We start from the raw sequence: 24,265 nt of genomic DNA, 5'->3' as shown, positions 1-24,265 counted from the left end.
TTCGCCAAGCGATCGAGCGGAGCGGCTGCTACAATGCGCGGCCTTTCGTGGAGAATCCGAGTTATGCCTACTTCCTTCCTTGAAATCGTCGAACTGCCCGATGGGCGTATTGCCCTGCGTCGAGCCGATGATGAGGAAGCACTGGTGGTGCTGGACTTCTCCGAAGATGCCAAGGCCTTTCTCCAGGGCCAGCATGTGGAAGTCGCCAAGGCGATGCTCAATGTCGGCGTGCAAATGGCCGGCAGAATGGCAGAGGGCGATTTCGAGCAGGAAGACGAGCAGCCTCGCGTCCTGCACTGATTCGGTTTTCTACCCGCGCCCCTCGAGGGAGAGCAGGTAGAAAAGCGAGGCTTCAGTTGTGATCATTTCTCTGTAACCGCGGATCAGCCCAGGCTGATGTTCAGGCTTTGCGCCTGACCGAGGCGTGCTGCCGCTTCCAGTTGCTGGCGCGCGTGCTGGGGCAGGGGATGCAACCAGCTCACTACCGTATGGCTACGGCCAAGCTTCAAGGCTTCCTGAGCCAGTAGCAGGGCGCTCTGGCTGTTGCGCGGGTGCAACAGCAGAATCCGCTCACGGTTCAGGCCTGCATCGCGCAGCCAGCTTTGGGTCAGGCTGGCCGGTGGGGCGATCAGGGTCAGCCAGCGTTCGTCGTCCTTCTCGCTCAGTTCCCGCAGCATGGGAGCCAGCAGTGTCAGACAGTTACCCGCAGCACCTCTCAGCGACACCTCGCTGAACGTGGTTTCCTGGGCTACCGGTTCGGGCTCGACCACTGCGAGGGTCGAGGCCAGAAAGGCATCGAACAGCGGAAGTTGGGTACGGCTCAGTGACTGAGGGAACTGCATAAAGCCTCCATTAGCGGCGTATGACGCCGACACTCAAGCCTTCGATGATCAGCTCCTGTTCTTCCAGGTTCACTTCGATCGGGGCGAATTCTGGGTTCTCGGCCAGCAACCAGACGGTGTTGCCTTCACGCTTGAAGCGCTTGACCGTTACCTCGTCATCGATGCGCGCGACCACGACCTGGCCGTTGCGTGCTTCGCTGGTGGTGTGTACGGCAAGCAGGTCACCGTCGACGATGCCGATGTCCTTCATGCTCATGCCGCGCACTCGCAGCAGGTAATCGGCCTTGGGGCGGAAGAAGTCCGGGTTGATCCGGCAGGCTTCCTCTATATGCTGTTGAGCGAGGATCGGCGCACCGGCAGCGACCCGACCGATCACCGGCAGGCCTTCTTCCTCGACCTGATTGGGCTCGAAGCCCGGGATGCGGATGCCACGGGAGGCGCCCGGGGTCATCTCGATCGCACCCTTGCGGGCCAGGGCCTTGAGGTGTTCCTCGGCAGCGTTCGGCGACTTGAAGCCGAGCGCCTGGGCGATCTCTGCGCGAGTCGGCGGGTAGCCGTTGTCTTCCAGGCACTGCTTGATGAAGGCGAGGATTTCGGCTTGGCGGGGCGTCAGCTTGATCATGTGGGCGGCTCTGTCTTTTTATACAGTGACTGGGATTATATACAGTAATCGGCGCTTGGCAATCCATTGATGTGCGTTGCGCCTGTGTTATCCGCCAGGCGGCGTTCCGGGCTATGCTCAGCGGGCCATTGTGCAAACCCGGCCGGGATGGCCGCGACGCTATCGCCAAATGATGACTGAGCATCCAGAATACGGCCTGCGCGACTTGACAGGCGTGCGCGCTGAAACGTATGTTTCAAACACTTGTTTGTCGGATGGATGTCATGGCGCAATCGGAAACCGTTGAACGCATTCTGGATGCCGCGGAACAATTGTTCGCGGAGAAGGGGTTCGCCGAGACGTCGTTGCGCCTGATCACCAGCAAGGCTGGGGTCAATCTGGCCGCCGTCAATTACCACTTCGGCTCGAAGAAGGCCCTGATCCAGGCGGTCTTCTCGCGTTTTCTCGGGCCATTCTGCGCGAGCCTCGAGCGTGAGCTCGACAAGCGCCAGAGCAAGCCCGGAGTGACCTTCAGTCTCGAGGAGCTGCTCGAGTTGCTGGTCGAGCAGACCCTGGCGGTGAAGCCGCGCAGTGGCAACGACCTGTCCATCTTCATGCGCCTGCTTGGCCTGGCGTTCAGTCAGAGCCAGGGGCATCTGCGCAAATACCTCGAAGAAGTCTACGGCAAGGTGTTCCGCCGCTACATGCTGCTGGTGCACGAGGCCGCGCCTGGCATTCCCCCGCTGGAACTGTTCTGGCGTGTGCATTTCATGCTCGGCGCCGCGGCGTTCAGCATGTCCGGTATCAAGGCGCTGCGCGCCATGGCCGAAAGCGACTTCGGCGTGGATACCTCCATCGAGCAGGTCATGCGCCTGATGGTGCCGTTTCTCGCCGCGGGCATGCGCTCCGAAAGTGGCGTGACCGACGAGCGTCTGGCCGCCGCGCAGATCATCCCGCGCAGCAAGGGCCCGGCCATCACCAAGGCCTGATCGCCTTGCCCGGCTTGCCGGTGGCTTGTCGCTGCCCCTAAGCTAGCGCCCCTGTCAGTCGCTGCTTCCTGCATCGCCCAGGTTCGGGCGAGCGTTTGCCAATCGCTGTGCCTGCTCGCTCGCCGAATACGGAACCTGTGCGTGCGATGCGGTCCCATGGCTGTTCCTGCATGTATGCAGGCAGAACCGCAGAGCTGCTGCAAGACTTTCCCTGGTGCCCGCTCGAGGCGTGGCGCTGATCGATGAAGCGCCTCGCTCCGGTCGAGCGGGGCGGCCACTCAATTAAGGATTACCCGTTGTGAGTACCCCCCTGTATGGCTCCCTGATGGTGGATATCGCCGGCACCTGGCTGACTGCCGAAGACCGGCAGTTGCTGCGCCAGCCGGAAGTCGGCGGCCTGATCATCTTCGCCCGCAATATCGAGAACCCGCGTCAGGTGCGTGAGCTGTCGCAGGCCATTCGTGCCGTGCGCCCGGATCTGTTGCTCGCCGTGGATCAGGAGGGCGGCCGCGTGCAGCGTCTGCGTGAAGGCTTCGTGCGTCTGCCAGCGATGCGCGCCATTGCGGGCTGCGCCGATGCGCAGAATCTGGCGCGACAGTGCGGCTGGCTGATGGCGACCGAAGTCCTGGCAGTGGGCCTGGACCTGAGTTTCGCGCCGGTGCTGGACCTCGATCACCAGCGCAGTGCGGTGGTCGGCCACCGAGCCTTCGAGGGCGACCCCGAGCGTGCCACCCAGTTGGCTGGGGCGTTCATTCGCGGCATGGCGGAGGCAGGCATGGCGGCGACCGGCAAGCACTTCCCCGGTCATGGCTGGGCGGAAGCCGACTCCCATGTGGCGATTCCAACCGACGAGCGCAGTCTGGATGCAATCCGTCAGACCGACCTGCGACCCTTCGCGGCCCTGAGCCGTGACCTGGCGGCAGTGATGCCGGCCCATGTCATCTACCCGCAGGTCGACAGTCAGCCTGCTGGCTTCTCGCGCCGCTGGCTGCAGGACATCCTGCGCGGCGAGCTGGGTTTCGAGGGGGTGATTTTCAGCGATGATCTGTCGATGGCTGGCGCCCATGTAGTTGGCGACGCCGCCAGCCGCATCGAGGCGGCCCTGACGGCCGGTTGCGACATGGGGCTGGTGTGCAACGACCGTGCAGCTGCAGAGCTCGCGCTGTCGGCAGCCCAGCGCCTGGGTGTGGTTGCGCCCAAAGGCCTGGCCGGCATGCGCCGTCGCGCCTTCCCCGGCACCGACTATCGCCAGGACCCGCGCTGGGCTCAGGCGTTGTCGGCATTGCGGGCAGCGCAGTTGGTGGAGGGAGCGCAAAGCCGGTATGGGTGGTGATATGGCCAGTTGGTGGGCTGAAGCCCACCCTACAGCTCTAATGATCGCAGCGAATCATCGTGGGAGCGGGCCGTGCCCGCGATTCGCGCGCCTGGCGCGCTGCCACTCTCGGTGCTTGCCGGGATCTGAGGTGGTGGCGGGGCAGTTGGTGGGCTGAAGCCCACCCTACAGCTCTAAGGCTCGCAGCGGATCAATGTGGGAGCGGGCCGTGCCCGGGATTCGCGCCTGGCTCGCTGCCACTCTCGGTGCTTGCCGGGATCTGAGGTGGTGGCGGGGCAGTTGGTGGGCTGAAGCCCACCCTACAGCTCTAAGGCTCGCAGCGGTTCATTGTGGGAGCGGGCCATGCCCGCGATTCGCGCGCCTGGCGCGCTGCCACTCTCGGTGGCTGAGGTGGCGGCGGGGCTGATGTGTAGGGTGGGCTTTAGCCCACCAATCGAGTGTCGAAGCTGGTGTAGGCCGTTTTACCAAGCCTCGGTCATCCCTTCGCTCGATACTGGCCACAAGCGATCAGGGCCGCTTGTGCGGCCCTGATCGTTTTCAGTCCTTCACCGTCGCCAGCAGGCGTTCGAGCAAGGCTTCCAGCGTGTTGAAGCGTTCTTCCGCCCGCTCCATGGGGATGGAGAAGCGGAACAGCGTGGCGCCTTCGAACTTGTAGCGGTTCGGCGCGCTCTGGATCAGCTTGATCAGCGTCAGCGGATCGACCGGGGTTTCCGCTGCGAACTCGATGCGCCCACCCTGCGGCCCGGCATCGATCTTCTTGATGCCCAGGCGCTCGGCCTGCAGCTTGAGCAGGGTCAGGCGCACCAGATGCTTGGCCGGCTCGGGGAGCAGGCCGAAGCGGTCGATCATTTCCACCTGCAGCTCTTTGAGGCCGTCCTCGTCGGTGGCGTTGGCGATGCGTTTGTAGAGGATCAGGCGGGCGTGCACGTCCGGCAGGTAGTCCTCGGGGATCAGTGCCGGCACGCGCAGGTTGATTTCCGGCCCGCCGCCCAGCGGTTGGTCGAGGTTGGGCTGCTCGCCCTTGCGGATCGACTTGACCGCGCGCTCGAGCATTTCCATGTACAGGGTGAAGCCCACGGCCTGGATCTGCCCGCTCTGGCCGTCGCCGAGCAGTTCGCCCGCACCGCGGATTTCCAGGTCGTGGGTGGCGAGCACGAAGCCGGCTCCGAGGTCCTGGGCATTGGCGATGGCTTCGAGGCGTTTCTGCGCGTCGTCGGTCATTTGCTTGCGCGGTGGCGTCAGCAGGTAGGCATAGGCCTGGTGGTGGCTGCGCCCGACGCGGCCGCGCAGTTGGTGCAACTGGGCCAGACCGAACTTGTCGGCACGCTCGATGATGATGGTGTTGGCGCTGGGCACGTCGATGCCGGTCTCGATGATGGTCGAGGCGATCAGCACGTTGAAGCGCTTGTGGTAGAAGTCGCCCATCACCTGTTCCAGCTCGCGCTCGTGCATCTGCCCATGGCCGATGCCGATGCGCGCTTCAGGCACCAGGGCGGCCAGATCCGCGGCGCACTTCTCGATGCTCTTCACGTCGTTGTGCAGGTAGTACACCTGGCCACCGCGCAGCAGTTCGCGCAGCAGCGCCTCCTTGATCGTCGGGTTGTTCTGCTCCATGACGAAGGTGCGCACCGAAAGGCGGCGGGCAGGCGGCGTGGCGATGATCGACAGGTCGCGCATGCCGGAGACGGCCATGTTCAGGGTGCGCGGAATCGGCGTGGCGGTGAGGGTGAGGATGTCCACCTCGCTGCGCAGCGCCTTGAGGACTTCCTTCTGGCGTACCCCGAAGCGGTGTTCTTCGTCGATGATCACCAGGCCCAGGTTCTTGATCTTGACGTCATCCTGCAGCAGCTTGTGGGTGCCGATGATGATGTCGATCTTGCCGTCGGCGAGCTGCTCGATCGCCGCGTTGACTTCCTTGGCGCTCTTGAAGCGGCTCATCACCTCGACGGTTACCGGCCAGTCGGCGAAGCGGTCGCGGAAGCTGTTGTAGTGCTGCTGGGCGAGCAGGGTAGTGGGCACCAGAATCGCGACCTGGCGACCGCCGTGTACGGCTATGAAGGCCGCGCGCATGGCCACTTCGGTCTTGCCGAAGCCGACGTCGCCGCACACCAGGCGATCCATCGGTTTGGGGGCGAGCATGTCGTCGCGCACCGCCTCGATGGCGCTCTGCTGGTCCGGCGTCTCTTCGAACGGGAAGCCAGCGCTGAAGGTTTCGTAGTCCGCCTTGGGGTCGTTGAAGGCATAGCCTTCGCGGGCGGCGCGACGGGCATAGATGTCGAGCAGCTCGGCGGCGACGTCGCGGACCTGCTCGGCGGCCTTGCGCTTAGCCTTCTGCCAGACTTCCGAGCCGAGGCGGTGCAGCGGCGCCAGGGCATCGTCGCTGCCGGTGTAGCGGGCGATCAGGTGCAGGCTGGCGACCGGCACGTAGAGCTTGGCTTCCTCGGCGTACATCAGGGCGAGGAACTCCGCGGCCTGACCATCGAACTCCATCGTCACCAGGCCCAGGTAACGGCCCACGCCATGATCGATATGCACCACCGGCGCGCCTTCGCGCAGCTCGGTAAGGTTCTTGATGACGTTGTCGCCGCCGTCGCGGGTCTTTTCACGACGCCGGCGCTGCATGACGCGTTGGCCGAACAGCGGGCTTTCCGCGATCAGCGCGATGTTTTCGAGCTGCAGACCTTCGTCGAGTGGCGCGATGGTGATGCCCAGGCGCTCCTTGCTCGCGCAGAACTGCGGCCAGCCATCGACTTCCTTGGGTTTGAGCTTCAGGCGCGCCAGCAGCTCCAGCAGCACTTCACGGCGCCCGGCGGATTCCGCGCAGAACAGCACGCGGCCCGGGTATTCCTCGATGAAGCGGCGCAGCGCGGCCAGCGGCTCGCTGGTTTTCGCCTGGATCGCCAGATCGGGCAGGGCGCTGGCTTCGAAACGCGTGCGGCCGACGCCCGGCTCGATGTCGTCGGCGCTGACGACCACGCGCGGCCAGTCCTTCAGGCGTGCGAAGCAGTCCTCGACCGGCAGGAAGATATCCGCCGGTGGCAACAGCGGACGCTCCGGATCGACGCGGCGTTCGTCATAGCGGTTGCGCGCGTCGGCCCAGAACTGCTCGGCGGCCTTTTCGATGCCGGGCAGCGAGAACACCTGGGTGTCCTGGGGCAGGTAGTCGAAGAGGGTGGCGGTTTCTTCGAAGAACAGCGGCAGGTAGTACTCGATACCGGCCGGGGTAATGCCGGTGGAGAGATCCTGGTAGATCGGGCAGCGCCTGAAGTCGACGTCGAAGCGCTCGCGAAAGCGCCCGCGGAAATCGGTGACGGCCTTCTTCTCGAGCGGGAATTCGCGTGCCGGCAGCAGCTTGATCGACTCGACCTTGTCGATGGAGCGCTGGGTCTCCGGGTCGAAGGTGCGCAGGGTTTCGATCTCGTCATCGAACAGGTCGATGCGGAACGGCAACTTGCTGCCCATGGGGAACAGGTCGATCAGCGCGCCACGCACGGCGAATTCACCGTGCTCATAGACGGTATCCACGCAGCGGTAGCCGGAGGCTTCCAGGCGCAAGCGCATGTCGTTGACGTCGATGCGCTGGCCGACGTCCAGCACCAGGCTGCTACCGAGCAGAAAGCGCGTTGGCGCCAGGCGATGCAGTGCCGTGGTGATGGGCACGACCAGTACGCCGTGCTTGAGTTCGGGCAGGCGATACAGCGCCGAGATGCGCTGGGAGATGATGTCCTGATGCGGCGAGAACAGGTCGTAGGGCAGGGTTTCCCAGTCGGGGAAATGCAGCACCGGCAACTCCGGCGCGAAGAAACTCAGTTCCTGCTCCAGGCGCTCGGCACTCTGGCTATCGGCGGTGAGCAGCAGGGTGAAGCGCTTCGCAGCGCTGGCCGCTTCGGCGATTGCCAGGCTCAGCGCGGCACCGGGCAGGTTGCCCCAGTGTTGTTTACCGGCGGTGGCCGGCAAGGACGGCAGACGCAGTACAGGCACAGGTGGCTCGCGATTGGTAACGATTTGGCCCCCGATTGTAACTATCCGCGAGGATGGCTGTCAGTGTTTCGACCGCTGCAGATTGCCGACCAATGTGTGTGTCGTCATAATGTAGCCCCTTTTTTCAGCCCCTACATGTGGAAGGTATTGCCGTGACTCAGAAGCCCGACCAGTGTCTTGGTGAATGGATTGACCGTGAAGCCCTCGCCGAGGCGATGATTCCGCTGATTGGTCAGCTATACCGCAACAACAATGTGGTGCTGTCGATCCATGGCCGCAGCCTGATCAACCGTTCGGTCATCGAGATCCTCAAGGCGCATCGCTTCGCTCGCCACCGTCAGGCTGACGAGAATGGCCTGGCCGTTCATGATACTTACGCCGTACTCAAGGCCATGAGCGAGCTCAAGCTGGGTGCAGCTTCCGTCGACCTGGGCAAGATGGTCGGCAAGTTCAAGGCCGAAGGCCAGGGCCGCAGCATCGAGCAGTTCGTCCGTGACGAGCTCGCCGACGTGGCCAACCAGCAGAACGCCTCGCCGCGCAAAGGCACCGACGTTGTCCTGTATGGCTTCGGTCGTATCGGCCGTCTGCTGGCCCGCATTCTGATCGAGCACACCGGTGGTGGCGACGGCCTGCGTCTGCGCGCCATCGTCGTGCGCAAGGGCGCCGAGAATGACCTGGTCAAGCGCGCCAGCCTGCTGCGCCGCGACTCGGTGCATGGCAAGTTCGATGGCACCATCACCATCGACGAAGAAAACAGCACCCTGACCGCCAACGGCAACCTGATCCAGGTGATCTACGCCAAGGATCCGTCGGCCATCGACTACACCCAGTACGGCATCAAGGATGCGCTGCTCGTCGACAACACCGGCGTATGGCGTGATGCCGAGGGCCTCGGCCAGCACCTCAAGTGCCCAGGTGTCGATCGCGTCGTGCTGACCGCTCCGGGCAAGGGCGCTCTGAAGAACATCGTGCATGGCATCAACCACGGCGAAATCACCGCTGATGACAAGATCGTCTCGGCCGCTTCGTGCACCACCAACGCCATCGTGCCGGTGCTCAAGGCCGTCAACGACAAGTACGGCATCGTCAATGGCCACGTGGAAACCGTTCACTCGTACACCAACGACCAGAACCTGATCGACAACTTCCATAAAGGCAGCCGTCGTGGTCGTAGTGCCGCGCTGAACATGGTCATCACCGAAACCGGCGCGGCCACCGCTGCTGCCAAGGCGCTGCCGGTTCTCAAGGGCAAGCTGACCGGTAACGCGATCCGCGTTCCGACGCCGAACGTGTCCATGGCGATTCTCAACCTGAACCTCGAGAAGGCCACCAGCCGCGAAGAAATCAACGAGTACCTGCGCCAGATGGCCATGCACTCCGACCTGCAGAAACAGATCGATTTCGTCAGCTCCCAGGAAGTGGTGTCCACCGACTTCGTCGGCTCGCGCCACGCCGGTGTGGTCGATGCCGAAGCCACCATCGCCAACGACAACCGTGTCGTGCTCTACGTCTGGTACGACAACGAGTTCGGCTACAGCTGCCAGGTGGTTCGCGTGATGGAAGACATGGCAGGCGTCAACCCACCTGCATTCCCGCGCTGATCACGGCGACCCGCAGCACGAGATAGGAGCCTTCGGGCTCCTATTTTTTTTGCCTGCTGTTTTGTCCGTGTCACTGCTGTCTTTGATGCCGGGAGGAGGGCGGTGCGGCGTTATGTCGCCGGTCGCCGAGCTCGTCGGCGTTAATTTCCTGTTGCGTTCTGTAACGGAAATCCGAAAAAAGCCAACCGCTTGGGTGGCGTCAGGTTGTCGCACAACTTTATAATCCCGGAGATTTCTTACCTGCGCTCAACATCTCCCGCGGCAATAGTGATATTGGCGTGCGTCCTGCCTTTTGGCTGACGTTTCGTTGAGTGCGTATCAAAAATTTTAAGCTCAGTGGTTAGGCAGACCTATGATCAAAATAAAACGTGGGCTGGATTTGCCCATAACAGGCGCGCCGGCTCAGCAGATCGAAGCATCGAGGCCGGTGCGCAGCGTCGCTGTCATAGGCTTCGATTATCACGGTATGAAACCCACCATGGCGGTTCAGGTGGGTGACCGGGTCAAGCTGGGTCAGATTCTTTTCTCCGACAAACGATCCGAGGGGATCCAGTACACGGCTCCAGGCGCTGGCATCGTCAGTGCGATTCACCGTGGCGAGAAGCGGGTGCTGCAATCGGTGGTCATCGATCTCGATGGCGACGAGCAGGAAACCTTCGCGCAATTTCCCGACGCCCAGTTGAGCAGCCTCGACGCTGCACAGGTTCGCGAGAATCTGCAGCAGTCGGGCCTGTGGACGGCGTTGCGCACGCGGCCATTCAGCAAGGTACCGGCCATCGATGCCGTACCGAGCTCGATCTTCGTCAGCGCCATCGATACCCACCCGTTGGCGGCCGACCCTGCGCCGATCATCGCCGAGCACGCGGCCGATTTCGAGAGCGGTCTCAAGGTGCTGGCTCGTCTGGGCCAGGTATTCCTGTGCAAGGGCCCGGATGTGAACCTTCCGGGCGAACAGGCCGAGGGTGTTCGCAGCCAGGCTTTCGCCGGCCCGCACCCGGCCGGTCTGGCGGGCACCCATATCCATTTCCTCGATCCGGTCAGCGCCAGCAAGAGCGTCTGGACGATCAACTATCAGGACGTGATTGCTGTCGGCAAACTGTTCACCACCGGTCGGCTGTGGGTCGAACGCGTGGTCGCCCTGGCCGGCCCGGTCGTCGAGCGGCCACGTCTGCTGCGTACCCGTCTGGGTGCCAACCTCGATGAGCTGACTGCCGGTGAGCTCGCCACGGGCGAGAATCGGATCATTTCCGGCTCCGTGCTGGGGGGGCGTACGTCCCGGGGTTCCTGTTCCTACCTGGGTCGCTACCACCTGCAGGTGTCTTGCCTGGCCGAGGGCAGCGAGCGCGAGTTGATGCATTACCTGCGCGCAGGGGTGAACAAACACTCGGTCCTCAATATCTTCGTGTCCAAGCTCAACGCCGCAAAGCGGTTCGCGTTCTCGACCACCACCAATGGCAGCCCGCGCGCCATGGTGCCGGTCGGCAACTACGAAGAGGTGATGCCGCTGGACATCCTGCCGACGCAACTGCTGCGTTCGCTGATCGTCGGCGATACCGAGATGGCCCAGCAGCTTGGCTGCCTGGAGCTCGACGAGGAAGACCTGGCGCTGTGCACTTACGTGTGTGCCGGCAAATACGAATACGGTCCGATCCTGCGGGATAGTCTGGCCCTCATCGAGAAGGAGGGTTGACCCGTGAGCGTGCGTGAATTCCTCGACAAGATCGAACACAACTTCGAAAAAGGCGGCAAGTACGAGAAGTGGTACGCCCTCTATGAGGCCGTGGACACCTTCTTCTATCGTCCTGCCAGCGTTACCAAAACCACCGCCCACGTGCGTGACGGCATCGACCTCAAGCGCATGATGATCACCGTCTGGGCCTGTACCTTCCCGGCGATGTTCTTCGGCATGTGGAACACCGGCTACCAGGCCAACCTGGTCTATGCGCAGAGCCCGGAACTGCTGGCCGCTCAAGACGGCTGGCGCTTCGCGCTGATCGGTGCGCTGGGCGGTTTCGACCCGAGCAGCCTGTGGGACAACTTCATCCAGGGGGCGGCGTACTTCCTGCCCGTCTACCTCACGGCGTTCATCGTCGGGGGGTTCTGGGAGGTGCTGTTCGCCTCGATCCGTCGCCATGAAGTGAACGAAGGCTTCTTCGTGACCTCGGTGCTGTTCGCGCTGATTCTGCCGCCGAGCATTCCGCTCTGGCAGGTCGCGCTGGGCATCAGCTTCGGCGTGGTGATCGGCAAGGAAGTGTTCGGTGGCACCGGCAAGAACTTCCTCAACCCGGCTCTGGTCGGTCGTGCCTTCCTGTTCTTCGCCTATCCGGCGCAGATCTCCGGTGATGGCGTGTGGACCGCCGTGGACGGCTATGCCGGCGCCACCGCGCTGACTGCCGTCGCTGGCGGTGGCGTGGAGAGCCTGATCGACAACGGCCTGACCTGGACCCACGCGTTCATCGGCCTGATGCCGGGTTCCATCGGCGAGACCGGCACCCTGGCGATCCTGCTCGGTGGCGCGGTGCTGCTGATCACCAAGATCGCCTCCTGGCGGATCGTCACCGGAGTCATGCTCGGCATGATCGCCACCGCCACGCTGTTCAACGCCATCGCCTCGGAAAGCAATCCGCTGTTCGCCATGCCCTGGTACTGGCATCTGGTCACCGGGGGCTTCGCCTTCGGCATGATCTTCATGGCTACCGACCCGGTGTCGGCGTCCATGACCAATACCGGCAAGTGGATCTTCGGCATCCTCATCGGCCTGCTGGTGACCATCATTCGTGTGGTCAACCCGGCGTTCCCGGAAGGCATGATGCTGGCGATCCTGTTCGGCAACCTGTGTGCGCCCCTGATCGACCACTACGTGGTACGGGCCAACATCAAGCGGAGGCTGGCGCGTAATGTCTAAGATTAAAGAAACTCCGACACGCACCCTAGTCGTGACCCTGGTGATGTGCCTGGTGTGCTCGATCGCGGTATCGGCCGCCGCGCTGATCCTGCGTCCGACCCAGCAGGAAAATGCGCTGGTCGACCGTCAACGCGCGGTACTGGTGATCGCCGAGCTCTGGCAGCCGGGCATGTCCAGCGATGAAGTGCGCGAAATGTTCTCCTCGCGCGTCACCCCACGTCTGGTCGATCTGCGTACCGGCGAGTACAGCGACGCCTTCGACCCGCATACCTTCGACCAGAACAAGTCGATCGCCGATGCATCCTTGTCCAGCCAGATCCCGGAAGGGCAGGACATCGCCTCGATTCGTCGCCGGGAGCACTACGCTGTGGTCTACCAGATCGAGCAGGACGGGCAGATGGATCGCCTGGTGCTGCCGGTGCGCGGCTACGGCCTGTGGTCGACCATGTATGGTTTCGTCGCCCTGCAGAGTGACCTGGAGACCGTCGCCGGCCTGGGCTTCTACCAGCATGGGGAAACCCCGGGGCTGGGTGGCGAGATCGACAACCCCAACTGGCAGGCCAAGTGGGTCGGCAAGAAGGTCTACCAGAATGGTGAACCGGCGCTGCGGGTCATCAAGGGCAGTGTCAATGAACAGAGCCCGCAAGCCGATTATCAGGTCGATGCCATCGCCGGTGCGACCATCACCGCCAACGGCGTGACTCACATGATTCACTTCTGGCTTGGTGAGGACGGCTTCGGCCCGTTCATCAAGAAGCTCGGCGCAGGGGAGGCTTGATCCATGTCCAAATCCAACATGAAAGAGCTGTTGCTCGATCCGATTCTCAACAAGAACCCGATCGGTCTGCAGATCCTCGGCATCTGCTCGGCACTGGCGGTCACGTCCAGCCTGAGCACGGCGCTGGTGCTGTCCATCGCGCTGACCGTGACCACGGCGTTTTCCAGCTTCTTCATCTCGATGGTGCGCCACCAGATTCCGGGCTCCATCCGCATGATCGCCCAGGTGGTGATCATCGCTTCGCTGGTGATCGTCATCGATCAGTTCCTCAAGGCCTATGCCTATAGCCTGAGTCAGCGGCTGTCGGTATTCGTCGGCCTGATCATCACCAACTGCATCGTCATGGGGCGCGCCGAAGCCTTCGCCATGTCCAACCCGCCGGTGGCGTCGTTCGTCGATGGCCTGGGCAACGGGCTGGGCTACAGCGCCATGCTGGTGGCGCTGGGTATCGTGCGCGAGCTGTTCGGTGCCGGTTCGCTGATGGGCGTGCAGATTCTGCATACCGTCAACAACGGCGGCTGGTATCAGCCCAATGGCTTGCTGCTGCTGCCACCGTCGGCGTTCTTCCTGATCGGCCTGTTCATCTGGGCACTGCGTAGCTACAAAAAGGAGCAGGTCGAGAAGGTCGAGTACCGCATGGCGCCGCAAGTGAAGAACGAGGAGGCTTACTAAATGGAACATTACATCAGCCTGTTCGTCCGTGCGGTGTTCATCGAGAACATGGCCCTGGCGTTCTTCCTGGGCATGTGCACCTTCCTGGCGATTTCCAAGAAGGTCGAAACCTCGTTGATGCTGGGTCTGACGGTGATCGTGGTGATGATCATCACCGTGCCGCTGAACAACCTGCTCTATGTCTACCTGCTCAAGGATGGCGCGCTTTCCTGGGCTGGTCTGCCGGAAGTCGACCTGAGCTTCCTCGGTCTGATCTGCTACATCGGCCTGATTGCCGCCGTGGTGCAGATCATGGAAATGGTGCTCGACAAGTACCTGCCTGCGCTCTACAACGCGCTGGGCATCTTCCTGCCGCTGATCACCGTGCACTGCGCCATCTTCGGCGGCACCCTGTTCATGGTCGAGCGTGACTACAACTTCACCGAGAGCGTGGTCTACGGCGCTGGTGCCGGTGTCTCCTGGGCACTGGCCATCGTGCTGCTGGCGGCGATCCGCGAGAAGCTCAAGTACAGCGATCCACCCGCCGGTCTGCGTGGGCTGGGTCTGACCTTCATCACCGTTGGCCTGATGTCGCTGGGCTTCATGTCGTTCTCCGGCGTACAGCTGTAAGGGGTTGCCAATGGCTTTCGAGATTCTAGTAGCAGTCTCCATGTTCACCGTGGTGATCATCCTCCTCGTGGCGGTGATCCTCATGGCGCGTGCACGCCTGGTTTCCGCGGGCGACGTGAACATCGAGATCAATGGTGAGCGCACCATCACCGTTCCGGCTGGCGGCAAGTTGCTGCAGACCCTGGCCGAGAACGAGATCTTCCTGTCGTCCGCCTGTGGCGGCGGTGGGACCTGTGCGCAGTGCAAATGCATCGTGGAAAGCGGCGGCGGCGAGATGCTGTCCACCGAGGAGTCGCACTTCAACAAGCGTGAAGCCCGTGACGGCTGGCGCCTGTCCTGCCAGACCCCGGTCAAGCAGGACATGAAGATCGAAGTGCCCGAAGAAGTCTTCGGCGTGAAGAAGTGGGAATGCACGGTGGAGTCCAACCCCAACGTCGCCACCTTCATCAAGGAGCTGACCCTCAAGTTGCCGGAAGGCGAGAGCGTCGACTTCCGCGCCGGTGGCTACGTGCAGTTGGAGTGCCCACCGCACACCGTGCAGTACAAGGACTTCGACATCCAGGAGGAGTACCGCGGCGACTGGGACAAATTCAACCAGTGGAAGTACGTGTCCAAGGTCGATGAGACCGTGATCCGTGCCTACTCCATGGCCAACTACCCCGAAGAAGTCGGCCTGGTGAAGTTCAATATCCGCATCGCTTCGCCGCCACCGGGCAAGGACCACCTGCCGCCTGGCCAGATGTCTTCCTGGGTGTTCAGCCGCAAGCCCGGTGACAAGGTCACGGTGTACGGCCCGTTCGGCGAGTTCTTCGCCAAGGACACCGATGCCGAGATGGTCTTCATCGGTGGTGGTGCCGGCATGGCGCCGATGCGTTCGCACATCTTCGACCAGCTCAAGCGTTTGAAGTCCACCCGCAAGATCAGCTTCTGGTACGGCGCGCGCTCGATGCGCGAGGCCTTCTATACCGAGGAATACGACCAGTTGCAGGCGGAGAATCCGAACTTCGAATGGCACCTGGCACTGTCCGATCCGCAGCCGGAAGACAACTGGACCGGCCTCAAGGGCTTCATCCACAACGTACTGTACGAGAACTACCTGAAGGACCACCCGGCACCCGAAGACTGCGAGTTCTACATGTGCGGCCCGCCCATGATGAACGCCGCGGTGATCAAGATGCTCACCGACCTGGGTGTCGAACAGGACAACATCCTGCTCGACGACTTCGGCGGATGATTCCACGGGCTGCAATACTGCAGCCCGCCCTTGTCACGGCCCTGGCTGTGGCATTGGCGGGCTGCGGCTTTTCCGAGCGTGTCGAAGAGTTCGGCGGCCCTGCTCAGGGCAGCACCTATTCGGTCAAGTACGTGAGCACTGCGTCCGCGCCGGACAAGGCGGCGCTCAAGGCCGAGGTCGAGGCGATCTTCTCCGAGGTCGACGAGCAGATGTCCACCTACCGTGACGACTCGCTGATCGAGCAGTTCAACCGCGCCCCGGCAGGCACCTGCATGCCCATGCCCGAAGGCGTGTTGACGCTGGTGCAGACCGGTGACGAGCTGCACCGTGACAGTGGCGGAGCCTTCGATCTGACCCTGGAACCGTTGCTCGATCTGTGGGGCTTCGGCCCGCGCGGTAACGGCGAGCGCCAGGTTCCGGATGGGGAGGCCCTGAAAGAGGTGCGCGGGCGCATCGGCCAGCAGCATTTGCATATCGAGGGTGATCGCCTGTGCAAGGATCTCGACCTGCAGGTCGACTTCAACAGCATCGCTGCCGGATATACGGTTGATCGAATCATCGAGCGTCTTGTCGAACGGGGTGTGCGCAGTTACCTGGTGGAAGCCACCGGCGAGCTCAAGGCGGTAGGGCGCAAGCCCGATGGTCAGCCCTGGCGCATCGCCCTGGAAGCGCCCCGCGATGATCAGCGCACCATCCAGCGGGTCATCGAACTGGATGGCTACGGCATTTCCACTTCGGGTGACTATCGCAATTATTTCGAGGAGCAGGGCGTGCGTTACTCCCACACCCTCGATCCGCAGACCGCCGCACCGATTCAGCACACCCTGGCGGCGGTCACCGTGGCTGCACCATCGACGCTGATGGCTGATGGCCTGTCCACCGTGCTGCTGGTGCTTGGCCCCGAGAAGGGCTACGCGTATGCAGAGCGTGAGGGTATAGCGGCGTTTTTCGTGACCCGTGAGGGTGACGGATTCGTCACACGCAGTACCGCCACTTTCGAGCAGCTTTTCGCTGCGGGAGGCAAACAATGACATTCGTAATCGTTTTTCTGGTCATGCTGACGGTCGTCGGCCTGATGGCCGTTGGTGTGATGATGGGCCGCAAGCCCATCGCCGGCTCCTGCGGCGGCATCGCCAATCTGGGGATCGAGAAGAAATGCTCGATCTGCGGCGACGACCGCGAGCTGTGTGAAGAAGTGACGCGAAGTAACGAAGACAAGGGCGCCTCCGGCGTGCAGAGCTTCGACGCGAGCAAGCGCTGATCGCCATTTGCGGTCTGGCCCGGTAGGCTATGCGCTGTTGCGAAATGTTGCGTACCAGGCCGCACGGTCGGTCTGGTTCTGCCGAGAATGCCCGATAAGCGTTCCGGCGTGATCTGAGGAGAGAACATGGCGGTCTACAACTACGATGTCGTGGTACTGGGTTCCGGCCCGGCGGGAGAAGGGGCTGCGATGAACGCGGCCAAGGCCGGCCGCAAGGTGGCGGTGGTCGATGACCGCCGCGAAGTCGGCGGCAACTGCACCCACCTGGGCACCATCCCGTCCAAGGCGCTGCGCCACTCGGTGCGGCAGATCATGCAGTTCAACACCAACCCCATGTTTCGCCAGATCGGCGAGCCGCGCTGGTTCTCCTTTCCGGACGTGCTGAAAAGCGCCGAGCGGGTAATCGCCAAGCAGGTCACCTCGCGCACCGGCTACTACGCCCGTAACCGTATCGACGTGTTCTTCGGCACTGGCAGTTTCGCCGACGAGCAGACCATCGAAGTGGTGTGCCCCAACGGCGTACTGGAAACCCTGTCGGCCAAACAGGTGATCATCGCCACCGGCTCGCGCCCGTATCGCCCGGCGGATATCGACTTCAACCACCCGCGCGTCTACGACAGCGACACCATCCTCACGCTCAGCCACACGCCGCGCCGTCTGATCATCTACGGAGCCGGGGTGATCGGCAGCGAGTACGCATCGATCTTCAGCGGCCTGGGCGTGCTGGTCGACCTGATCGACAACCGTGACCAGTTGCTCAGCTTCCTGGACTCGGAAATTTCCGACGCCCTGAGCTACCACCTGCGTACCAACAACGTGCTGATTCGTCACAACGAAGAGTACGAGCGCATCGAGGGCCTGGATAACGGTGTGATCCTGCACCTCAAGTCCGGCAAGAAGATCAAGGCCGATGCGCTGCTGTGGTGTAACGGGCGTACCGGTAACACCGACAAGCTGGGCCTGGAAAACATCGGTATCAACGTCAACAGCCGTGGTCAGGTGCAGGTCGACGAGCATTACCGTACCGAAGTCGACAACATCTACGCTGCCGGTGACGTGATCGGCTGGCCAAGCCTGGCCAGTGCCGCGGCTGACCAGGGTCGCTCCGCGGCCGGCAGCATCGTCGACAACGGCAGCTGGCGGATCGTCGATGACATTCCTACCGGTATCTACACCATTCCCGAGATCAGCTCGATCGGCAAGAACGAGCACGAGCTGACCAAGGCGCAGGTGCCGTACGAAGTCGGCAAGGCGTTCTTCAAGAGCATGGCCCGTGCGCAGATTTCCCACGAGCCGGTGGGCATGCTGAAGATCCTCTTCCACCGCGAAACCCTGGAAGTGCTCGGCGTGCACTGCTTCGGCTACCAGGCTTCGGAGATCGTGCACATCGGCCAGGCGATCATGAACCAGAAGGGCGAGGCGAATACCCTGAAGTATTTCGTCAACACCACCTTCAACTACCCAACCATGGCAGAGGCCTACCGGGTAGCGGCGTTCGACGGCCTCAACCGGCTTTTTTGAGCGGCTCCGGCCGGCGGCCTGAGCCGGTCGGGGATCCTTTCGCCGACTCCCGCGACTGGCGCTGGCCAAACCGCGAGAGCGTCTGAGCAGGCCCGAAAACCGATCCCTTGTGGATCGGTTTTTTTATGGACGGCACCTGTCGAAAGCAGACAGGGCAGCCGGGTCGAGCGCAGCGATATCCAGGATTATCTGATTCAAGCTTATCGCTGCCCTCGACCCCGTGCGGTGGCTCGTCATGCGTGAATCGCGGGCATGGCCCGCTCCCACAGCGTCAGGCCGAGCTTGGCTCACGAGGCAAAAACAACGGTGCGGCCACCAATCGCCTGCAAGCAGGCTCCTACAAGACGTTGGCACAGATCCGTAGGAGCCCGCTTGCGGGCGATGCGCCGGTGGCCATCTTGCCGCTGCCCTCGGACCGAGTGCGGGAATGCGCCATGCGCGAATCGCGGGCATGGCCCGCTCCCACAGCGTCAGGCCGAGCTTGGCTCACGAGGCAAAAACAACGGTGCGGCTACCAATCGCCTGCAAGCAGGCTCCTACGCGACGTTGGCACAGATCCGTAGGAGCCCGCTTGCGGGCGATGTGCCGGTGGCCATCCTGCCGCTGCCCTCGGACCGAGTGCGGAAACGCGCCATGCGCGAATCGCGGGCGTGGCCCGCTCCCACAGCGTCGAGCCGACGCCTGGCTCACGACACAAATAGCGGTGCGGCCACCGATCGCCTGCAAGCAGGCTCCTACGCGACGTTGGCGCTGATTCGTAGGAGCCCGCTTGCGGGCGATGTGCCGGTGGCCATCCTGCCGCTGCCCTCGGACCGGGTGTGGGAGCGCGCCGTGCGCACGAATCGCGGGCGTGCCCCGCTCCCACAGCGTCAGGCCGAGCTTGGCTCGCGAGGCAAAAACAACGGTGCTGCCACCAATCGCCTGCAAGCAGGCTCCTACGCGACGTTGGCACAGATCCGTAGGAGCCCGCTTGCGGGCGATGTGCCGGTGGCCATCTTGCAACGTCGCGGCATGGCCACCGATCGCCTGCACGGCGGCAGGCTGTGGAGGACTCAGCCGCGCAGGGTGCTCACTGCGATACCGGGGAAGTCGGTGATGATGCTGTCCACACCGAAGTCTGCGAGGCGGCGCATGAGGGCGGGTTCGTTGACTGTCCATACCGACACGTGCAAACCGGCCTTCTGGGCCTTGAGCAGGCGTTCCGGGGTGCACAGCGTCCAGTTCAGGGCCAGCAGGTCGCAGCCATAGTTGCGGGCGACCTTGAGCGGATCCAGCCAGGCGTATTCGGCGACCAGGCCGCGGGCCAGGTGCGGTGTCAGGCGCTGGGCGGCGCTCAGGACCTCACGGGAGCTGGAGGTGATGGTGATCTTGTCGTCCAGGCCAAAACGCCGGCTGAGCAGGGCGATGGCCTCCACCGTACGGGCGGCGCGGACCTTGGAGGCGCTCTTGACCTCCAGTTGCCAGTGCTCGAAATCGCACTGCTCGAACAGTTCGCTCAGGCGCGGAATGGGGCAGGGGTGGCGCCAGCCCGGGCCGCCACGACGGGCGTCGTAATGCACCAGGTCGGCGGCGTCATGCTCGACCACCTTGCCGCGCTGGCCGGTGGTGCGCTTCAACGTCGGGTCATGGATGACCATCAGCTCGCCATCACGGGACAGGTGCAGGTCCAGCTCGCAGCGACGCACGCCGTGCTCGAGGCACTGCTGAAAGCTGGTCAGGGTATTTTCCGGGGCTTCGCCCTTGGCGCCGCGGTGGCCGTAGATCAGGGTCACGGTTGCTCCTTACTCGGTTCGTGTGGTGCGCGGTTGTTGATGGCGCACGCTGTTGATCACGTGGTCGTATTCGAAGTAAACGCTGAATTCGCGGTAATCCCAGCGGGTAATCGGTGGCTTGCCGACTGCGGGATGCTCTTCGTCAGCCAGGCCGAAGCGCTCCAGCACCGAACGCTTGGACTGGCCGAGCTTCGGCAGGTCGGTGAGGTCGGCACCCTGCTGGCCGATGGGGATGGTCAGCGTGTCGGCATGGGCAGCGGCTGGCAGCAGCAAGGCCAGTGACAGGAACAATCGTAGTACGGTCATGCGGAATCCTCGCGAGCCTGACGGCGCTCCTGCGCCTGGCGTTGCAGGATATGTCGGGCGAGCAACTGGCGCTGTGCGTCAGTCAGCGCTTCGAATTCGGCGCCGATCTCGAATTGCCCTTCGTGGTCCTGGCAATGCAGCACCCTGGCACGCAGCAGCAGGCCCAGTGCCTGGGGCATGAGCACCATCTTCAGCGCCAGGTGCGTGTCGACCGGCAGGGGCTGGGCATTGAGGAAACTGATGCCGCCCTCCGACAGGGTGACGCGTTTCGGCGGGCCGATATCGCGCAGCAGGCTCTGGGCCATGGCCTGACCGAGCAGGTCGATGCGTTTGTTGACCACCTTGAGGTAATTGGCCAGGGTGCGGTCGCGCTCGCTGATGTTGCGCAGCAGGTGCTGGGACTCGAAGTCCATCAGATGCAGTTCGCTGAGCAGGTTGAACAGCGGTGAAGCGTCGTGAAGCTCGTCACTGGCCAGGGCTTCGGCACCAGCCAGTGGGGTGAAATCCAGTGCGATCGTGTCCTCGATACGGTAGTATTCGCGGCGATCATTTTCGTCTTGAGTCGACATGGCGAACCCATGGCAGCGGTGGTGGTCAGAGTGTAAGGCCGCTCGCCAGGCCCCGCCACAAGGACGTTTCTCTTTCCCTCGAACAAGCCCCCCACATGTTCAGACCCCTGTCCGTTTTTCTCGGTACGCGCTACACGCGGGCCAAGCGTCGCAACCACTTCGTTTCGTTCATATCCCTGACCTCGATGATCGGGCTGGCACTCGGTGTGCTGGTGATGATCCTGGTGTTGTCGGTGATGAACGGCTTCGACCATGAAATGCGTACCCGCGTGCTGGGCATGGTGCCCCACGCCACGGTCGAGAGCTCCCAGCCGATCAGCGACTGGCGCCGCCTCGCCGACCGTGCGTTGCAGAACCCCCAGGTCATCGCCGTGGCGCCGTTCAGCCAGATGCAGGGCCTGCTGACCAACGATGGCAAGGTACAGAAGGTGCTGATCAATGCCGTGGATCCCGTCGAGGAGCCCAAGGTGTCGATCATCGGCGACTTCTTCCGCGAGGGCCGGCTGGAGGATCTGCAGCCTGGCACCTTCGGCATCGTCATCGGTGACAAGGCGGCCGAGAAGCTCGGTGTTGGCCTGGGTGACAAGCTGACCTTCGTGGCACCGGAAGTCACCGTCACCCCTGGTGGCATGTTTCCGCGTCTCAAGCGTTTCACCGTGGTCGGCATCTTCCATGTCGGTGCCGGTGAAATCGACGGTTTCATGGCCATGACCCACATTCAGGATCTGGCCCGCCTGCAGCGCCACCAGGCCGATCAGGTGCAGGGCATCCGCCTCAAGTTCGCCGACCTGTTCCAGGCGCCGCGCACCGCCTGGCAACTGGCGCAAAGCTTCGGCGAGCAGGACTACCTGGCCCGCGACTGGACGCGCACCCACGGCAATCTGTATCAGGCCATCCGCATGGAAAAAGCCATGATCGGTCTGTTGCTGCTGCTGATCGTCGCCGTGGCAGCCTTCAATATCATCTCCACCCTGGTGATGGTGGTGACCGACAAGAAGGGCGATATCGCCATTCTGCGTACCCTGGGCGCCACGCCGATGCAGATCATGGCCACCTTCATGGTGCAGGGCACGGTGATCGGGGTGATCGGTACCCTGATCGGCGCGCTGCTGGGCATCCTCGCCGCGCTCAACATCAGCTCGATCATCGCCGGCGTCGAGCGCCTGCTCGGCTTCAAGTTTCTCAATGCCGATGTGTACTTCATCGACTACCTGCCGTCGCAGCTGATGCTCGCCGACGTGGTGCAGGTCTGCGGTGCGGCATTGGTCCTGAGTTTCCTCGCTACTCTTTATCCGGCCTGGCGCGCGGCGCGCACCCAGCCCGCGGAGGCATTACGTTATGAGTGATCCGGTCGTGCAGGCGCAGGCAAGCGCCGTGCTCAGCTGCCGCAACCTGAGCAAGCGCTACGAAGAAGGCCCGCAGTCGGTGGTGGTCCTCGACGACCTGCAACTGGAACTGTTGCCCGGTGAGCGGGTGGCCATCGTCGGCAGTTCGGGTTCCGGCAAGAGCACCCTGTTGAACATGCTCGGCGGCCTGGATACGCCAAGCAGCGGCAGCGTCTGGTTGGCCGGTGAGGAGCTGTCGGCGCTCAACGAGAAACAGCGCGGCCTGCTGCGTAACCGCGCCCTGGGTTTCGTCTATCAGTTCCATCACCTGCTGGCCGAGTTCACCGCGCTGGAGAACGTGTGCATGCCGCTGCTGATCGGCAAGACCTCGATCAGCGAGTCGCGTCAGCGTGCCACCGAGTTGCTCGAGCGGGTCGGCCTGGGCCATCGCCTGAGCCACAAGCCTGCCGAGCTTTCCGGTGGTGAGCGGCAGCGCGTGGCGATTGCCCGGGCGCTGGTCAATCGCCCGGGGCTGGTGCTGCTCGACGAGCCTACCGGCAACCTCGACAACCACACCGCTCAAGGTATTCAGGACCTGATGCGCGAACTCAGCACGCAGTCGCAGACCGCCTTTCTGGTGGTGACCCACGACCTGCAGTTGGCGCGGCAGATGGACCGGGTGCTGAGCCTGGAAGACGGCAAGCTGGTGCACGCCTGATGTTTCGCCCGCTGAGTGTCTTCATCGGCCTGCGTTACACCCGCGCCAAGCGCCGCAACCACTTCATCTCGTTCATTTCCCTGACCTCGATGATCGGCCTCTCTCTGGGCGTGCTGGCGATGATCGTGGTGCTGTCGGTGATGAATGGTTTTCACCGGGAAATGAGCTCGCGCATTCTCGGCATGGTGCCCCATGCGACCATCGCCGGTTCGCCAGCCCTGGCCGACTGGCAGGCGCCAGCCAAGGTCGCCCTGGAAAATCCCCAGGTGGAAGCGGCCGTGCCCTTCGCCGAGCTGGAAGGCATGCTGTCTTACCGCGGCGTGATGCAGCCGATTCAGCTGCACGGCATCGACCCCGAGCTGGAACCGAAGGTCTCGATCATCGGCGATCACATGGTGCAGGGCCGTCTGAGCGATCTGCGCGAAGGCGAGTACGGGGTGATCATCGGTGAGATCACTGCACGCCGTTTCCAGCTGCAGGTTGGTGATCGGCTGGCGCTGATCGTGCCGGAAATCAGCTCGGTACCGGGTGGTATCACGCCGCGCATGCAGCGCCTGAACGTGGTTGGCATCTTCAAGGTGGGCGCCGATCTGGACAGCTCCCTGGCCCTGATCAACGTAGCCGATGCCGCGCAGATTCAGCGCCTGGAACCCGGCTCGGTGCAGAGCATCCGCCTCAAGCTGAAGGATCTCTACCAGTCACCGCAGGTTGCCGCCGGCATTGCCGCGCAACTGGGCGAGGGTTACCGCGCCAGCGACTGGACGCAGACCCAGGGCAGCCTGTTCAGCGCCATGAAGATGGAGAAGACCATGATCGGTCTGCTGCTGCTGCTGATCGTCGCGGTGGCTGCCTTCAACATCATCGCCACGCTGATCATGGTGGTCGCCGACAAGGGCGCCGACATCGCCATCCTGCGCACGCTGGGCGCCACGCCGCGACAGATCATGGGGGTGTTCATGGTGCAGGGCACGGTGATCGGGGTGATCGGTACCCTCATCGGTGGCGTGCTCGGTGTACTGGCAGCGCTGAACGTCAGTGAGCTGGTGGGGTGGCTCGAGCGTATCAGCGGGCAGCATGTGTTCAGCTCCGACGTGTACTTCATCAGCACCTTGCCGTCCGAGCTGCAGGTCGCCGACGTGGTGCTGATCTGCAGCGCTGCGCTGACCCTCAGCTTCCTCGCCACGCTCTATCCTTCCTGGCGTGCGTCGCGCACCCAGCCAGCCGAGGCGCTGCGTTACGAATGAGCTG

At 63.1% G+C, this 24,265-nt stretch carries 22 protein-coding genes; 16 read left to right on the top strand and 6 right to left on the bottom strand.

From position 1 onward, the window contains the following. Positions 1-63: 63 nt before the first annotated feature. A complete protein-coding gene (locus FHR27_RS11065; RefSeq protein ID WP_042555598.1) occupies positions 64-300 on the top strand; it encodes a hypothetical protein in 237 nt (78 codons plus the stop codon). An 83-nt stretch (positions 301-383) separates the two neighbouring features. Here FHR27_RS11065 and sulA read toward each other — a convergent pair whose 3' ends face one another. Both sulA and lexA read right to left on the bottom strand, forming a co-directional pair. Then, positions 384-842: an SOS-induced cell division inhibitor SulA gene (gene sulA / locus FHR27_RS11060; RefSeq protein WP_042555599.1), complete on the bottom strand. Its 459-nt coding sequence runs from the start codon at positions 840-842 to the stop codon at positions 384-386. Positions 843-852: 10 nt separating this feature from the next. Continuing rightward, on the bottom strand, positions 853-1,464 hold the full coding sequence (gene lexA / locus FHR27_RS11055) for a transcriptional repressor LexA (protein ID WP_042555600.1): 612 nt from the start codon (positions 1,462-1,464) through the stop codon (positions 853-855). Between the two features lie 263 nt (positions 1,465-1,727). Here lexA and FHR27_RS11050 point away from each other — a divergent pair, with 263 nt between their 5' ends. After that, positions 1,728-2,432 carry a TetR/AcrR family transcriptional regulator gene (locus FHR27_RS11050; protein WP_042555601.1) on the top strand — a complete coding sequence of 235 codons (705 nt, stop codon included), beginning with the start codon at positions 1,728-1,730 and terminating at the stop codon, positions 2,430-2,432. Positions 2,433-2,757: 325 nt separating this feature from the next. Beyond that, positions 2,758-3,765, top strand: coding sequence for a beta-N-acetylhexosaminidase (nagZ, locus tag FHR27_RS11045; protein WP_444964384.1), 1,008 nt, complete (start codon positions 2,758-2,760; stop codon positions 3,763-3,765). Positions 3,766-4,302: 537 nt separating this feature from the next. On the opposite strand, the gene mfd is transcribed toward nagZ, so the two are convergent. Then, complete coding sequence (gene mfd, locus FHR27_RS11040) at positions 4,303-7,746, bottom strand: transcription-repair coupling factor (RefSeq protein WP_042555603.1); 3,444 nt, start codon at positions 7,744-7,746, stop codon at positions 4,303-4,305. Between the two features lie 152 nt (positions 7,747-7,898). Here mfd and FHR27_RS11035 point away from each other — a divergent pair, with 152 nt between their 5' ends. From FHR27_RS11035 to sthA, 10 genes are all read left to right on the top strand, one after another. Beyond that, positions 7,899-9,347, top strand: a complete 1,449-nt coding sequence (locus FHR27_RS11035) for a glyceraldehyde-3-phosphate dehydrogenase (protein WP_042555604.1) — start codon at positions 7,899-7,901, stop codon at positions 9,345-9,347. A 352-nt stretch (positions 9,348-9,699) separates the two neighbouring features. Beyond that, positions 9,700-11,037 (top strand): Na(+)-translocating NADH-quinone reductase subunit A, encoded by a 1,338-nt coding sequence (locus tag FHR27_RS11030; RefSeq protein WP_179538583.1) that lies wholly within the window; start codon positions 9,700-9,702, stop codon positions 11,035-11,037. A 3-nt stretch (positions 11,038-11,040) separates the two neighbouring features. Continuing rightward, entirely contained in the window at positions 11,041-12,252 is a 1,212-nt protein-coding gene (locus tag FHR27_RS11025) for an NADH:ubiquinone reductase (Na(+)-transporting) subunit B (protein ID WP_179538582.1), read from the top strand. Next, positions 12,245-13,030, top strand: a complete 786-nt coding sequence (locus tag FHR27_RS11020) for a Na(+)-translocating NADH-quinone reductase subunit C (RefSeq protein ID WP_042555607.1) — start codon at positions 12,245-12,247, stop codon at positions 13,028-13,030. The genes FHR27_RS11025 and FHR27_RS11020 overlap by 8 nt, the downstream gene beginning before the upstream one ends. Before the next feature lie 3 nt (positions 13,031-13,033). Beyond that, positions 13,034-13,702 carry an NADH:ubiquinone reductase (Na(+)-transporting) subunit D gene (locus FHR27_RS11015; RefSeq protein ID WP_179538581.1) on the top strand — a complete coding sequence of 223 codons (669 nt, stop codon included), beginning with the start codon at positions 13,034-13,036 and terminating at the stop codon, positions 13,700-13,702. Beyond that, the gene (gene nqrE / locus FHR27_RS11010; protein ID WP_042555609.1) at positions 13,703-14,311 is read left to right on the top strand and encodes an NADH:ubiquinone reductase (Na(+)-transporting) subunit E; all 609 of its coding nucleotides are present in this window, start codon (positions 13,703-13,705) and stop codon (positions 14,309-14,311) included. It abuts the gene before it with no gap. 10 nt (positions 14,312-14,321) lie between these two features. Then, complete coding sequence (gene nqrF / locus FHR27_RS11005) at positions 14,322-15,545, top strand: NADH:ubiquinone reductase (Na(+)-transporting) subunit F (protein WP_042555610.1); 1,224 nt, start codon at positions 14,322-14,324, stop codon at positions 15,543-15,545. Continuing rightward, positions 15,542-16,576 carry an FAD:protein FMN transferase gene (locus FHR27_RS11000; protein ID WP_179538580.1) on the top strand — a complete coding sequence of 345 codons (1,035 nt, stop codon included), beginning with the start codon at positions 15,542-15,544 and terminating at the stop codon, positions 16,574-16,576. The genes nqrF and FHR27_RS11000 overlap by 4 nt, the downstream gene beginning before the upstream one ends. After that, the gene (gene nqrM / locus FHR27_RS10995) at positions 16,573-16,806 is read left to right on the top strand and encodes a (Na+)-NQR maturation NqrM (protein WP_042555612.1); all 234 of its coding nucleotides are present in this window, start codon (positions 16,573-16,575) and stop codon (positions 16,804-16,806) included. Before FHR27_RS11000 ends, nqrM begins: the two co-directional genes overlap by 4 nt. 126 nt (positions 16,807-16,932) lie before the next feature. Next, complete coding sequence (gene sthA, locus FHR27_RS10990) at positions 16,933-18,327, top strand: Si-specific NAD(P)(+) transhydrogenase (protein WP_042555613.1); 1,395 nt, start codon at positions 16,933-16,935, stop codon at positions 18,325-18,327. A 1,052-nt stretch (positions 18,328-19,379) separates the two neighbouring features. Here the strand turns inward: sthA and FHR27_RS10985 are convergent. From FHR27_RS10985 to FHR27_RS10975, 3 genes are read right to left on the bottom strand one after another with little or no spacing between them, the layout of a single operon-like run. Beyond that, entirely contained in the window at positions 19,380-20,099 is a 720-nt protein-coding gene (locus FHR27_RS10985) for a glycerophosphodiester phosphodiesterase (protein WP_042555614.1), read from the bottom strand. Between the two features lie 9 nt (positions 20,100-20,108). Further along, complete coding sequence (locus tag FHR27_RS10980) at positions 20,109-20,405, bottom strand: hypothetical protein (protein ID WP_042555615.1); 297 nt, start codon at positions 20,403-20,405, stop codon at positions 20,109-20,111. Next, on the bottom strand, positions 20,402-20,974 hold the full coding sequence (locus FHR27_RS10975; RefSeq protein WP_042555616.1) for a PilZ domain-containing protein: 573 nt from the start codon (positions 20,972-20,974) through the stop codon (positions 20,402-20,404). Before FHR27_RS10975 ends, FHR27_RS10980 begins: the two co-directional genes overlap by 4 nt. Positions 20,975-21,069: 95 nt before the next feature. Between FHR27_RS10975 and FHR27_RS10970 the strand changes: the two genes are divergently transcribed. Genes FHR27_RS10970 through FHR27_RS10960 form a run of 3 tightly spaced genes read left to right on the top strand, consistent with a single transcriptional unit; the run spans position 21,070 to position 24,261 of the window. Next, entirely contained in the window at positions 21,070-22,320 is a 1,251-nt protein-coding gene (locus FHR27_RS10970; RefSeq protein WP_042555617.1) for a lipoprotein-releasing ABC transporter permease subunit, read from the top strand. Further along, positions 22,313-23,017 carry a lipoprotein-releasing ABC transporter ATP-binding protein LolD gene (gene lolD, locus FHR27_RS10965; RefSeq protein ID WP_042555618.1) on the top strand — a complete coding sequence of 235 codons (705 nt, stop codon included), beginning with the start codon at positions 22,313-22,315 and terminating at the stop codon, positions 23,015-23,017. Before FHR27_RS10970 ends, lolD begins: the two co-directional genes overlap by 8 nt. Then, on the top strand, positions 23,017-24,261 hold the full coding sequence (locus FHR27_RS10960; RefSeq protein ID WP_042555619.1) for a lipoprotein-releasing ABC transporter permease subunit: 1,245 nt from the start codon (positions 23,017-23,019) through the stop codon (positions 24,259-24,261). Before lolD ends, FHR27_RS10960 begins: the two co-directional genes overlap by 1 nt. The last annotated feature ends 4 nt before the right edge of the window (positions 24,262-24,265 follow it).

Source organism: Pseudomonas flavescens, assembly GCF_013408425.1.
GTDB lineage: Bacteria > Pseudomonadota > Gammaproteobacteria > Pseudomonadales > Pseudomonadaceae > Aquipseudomonas > Aquipseudomonas fulva_A.
The sequence above is the reverse complement of the archived record's forward strand: the minus strand, read 5'-3'. Positions and strand labels throughout refer to the sequence as shown.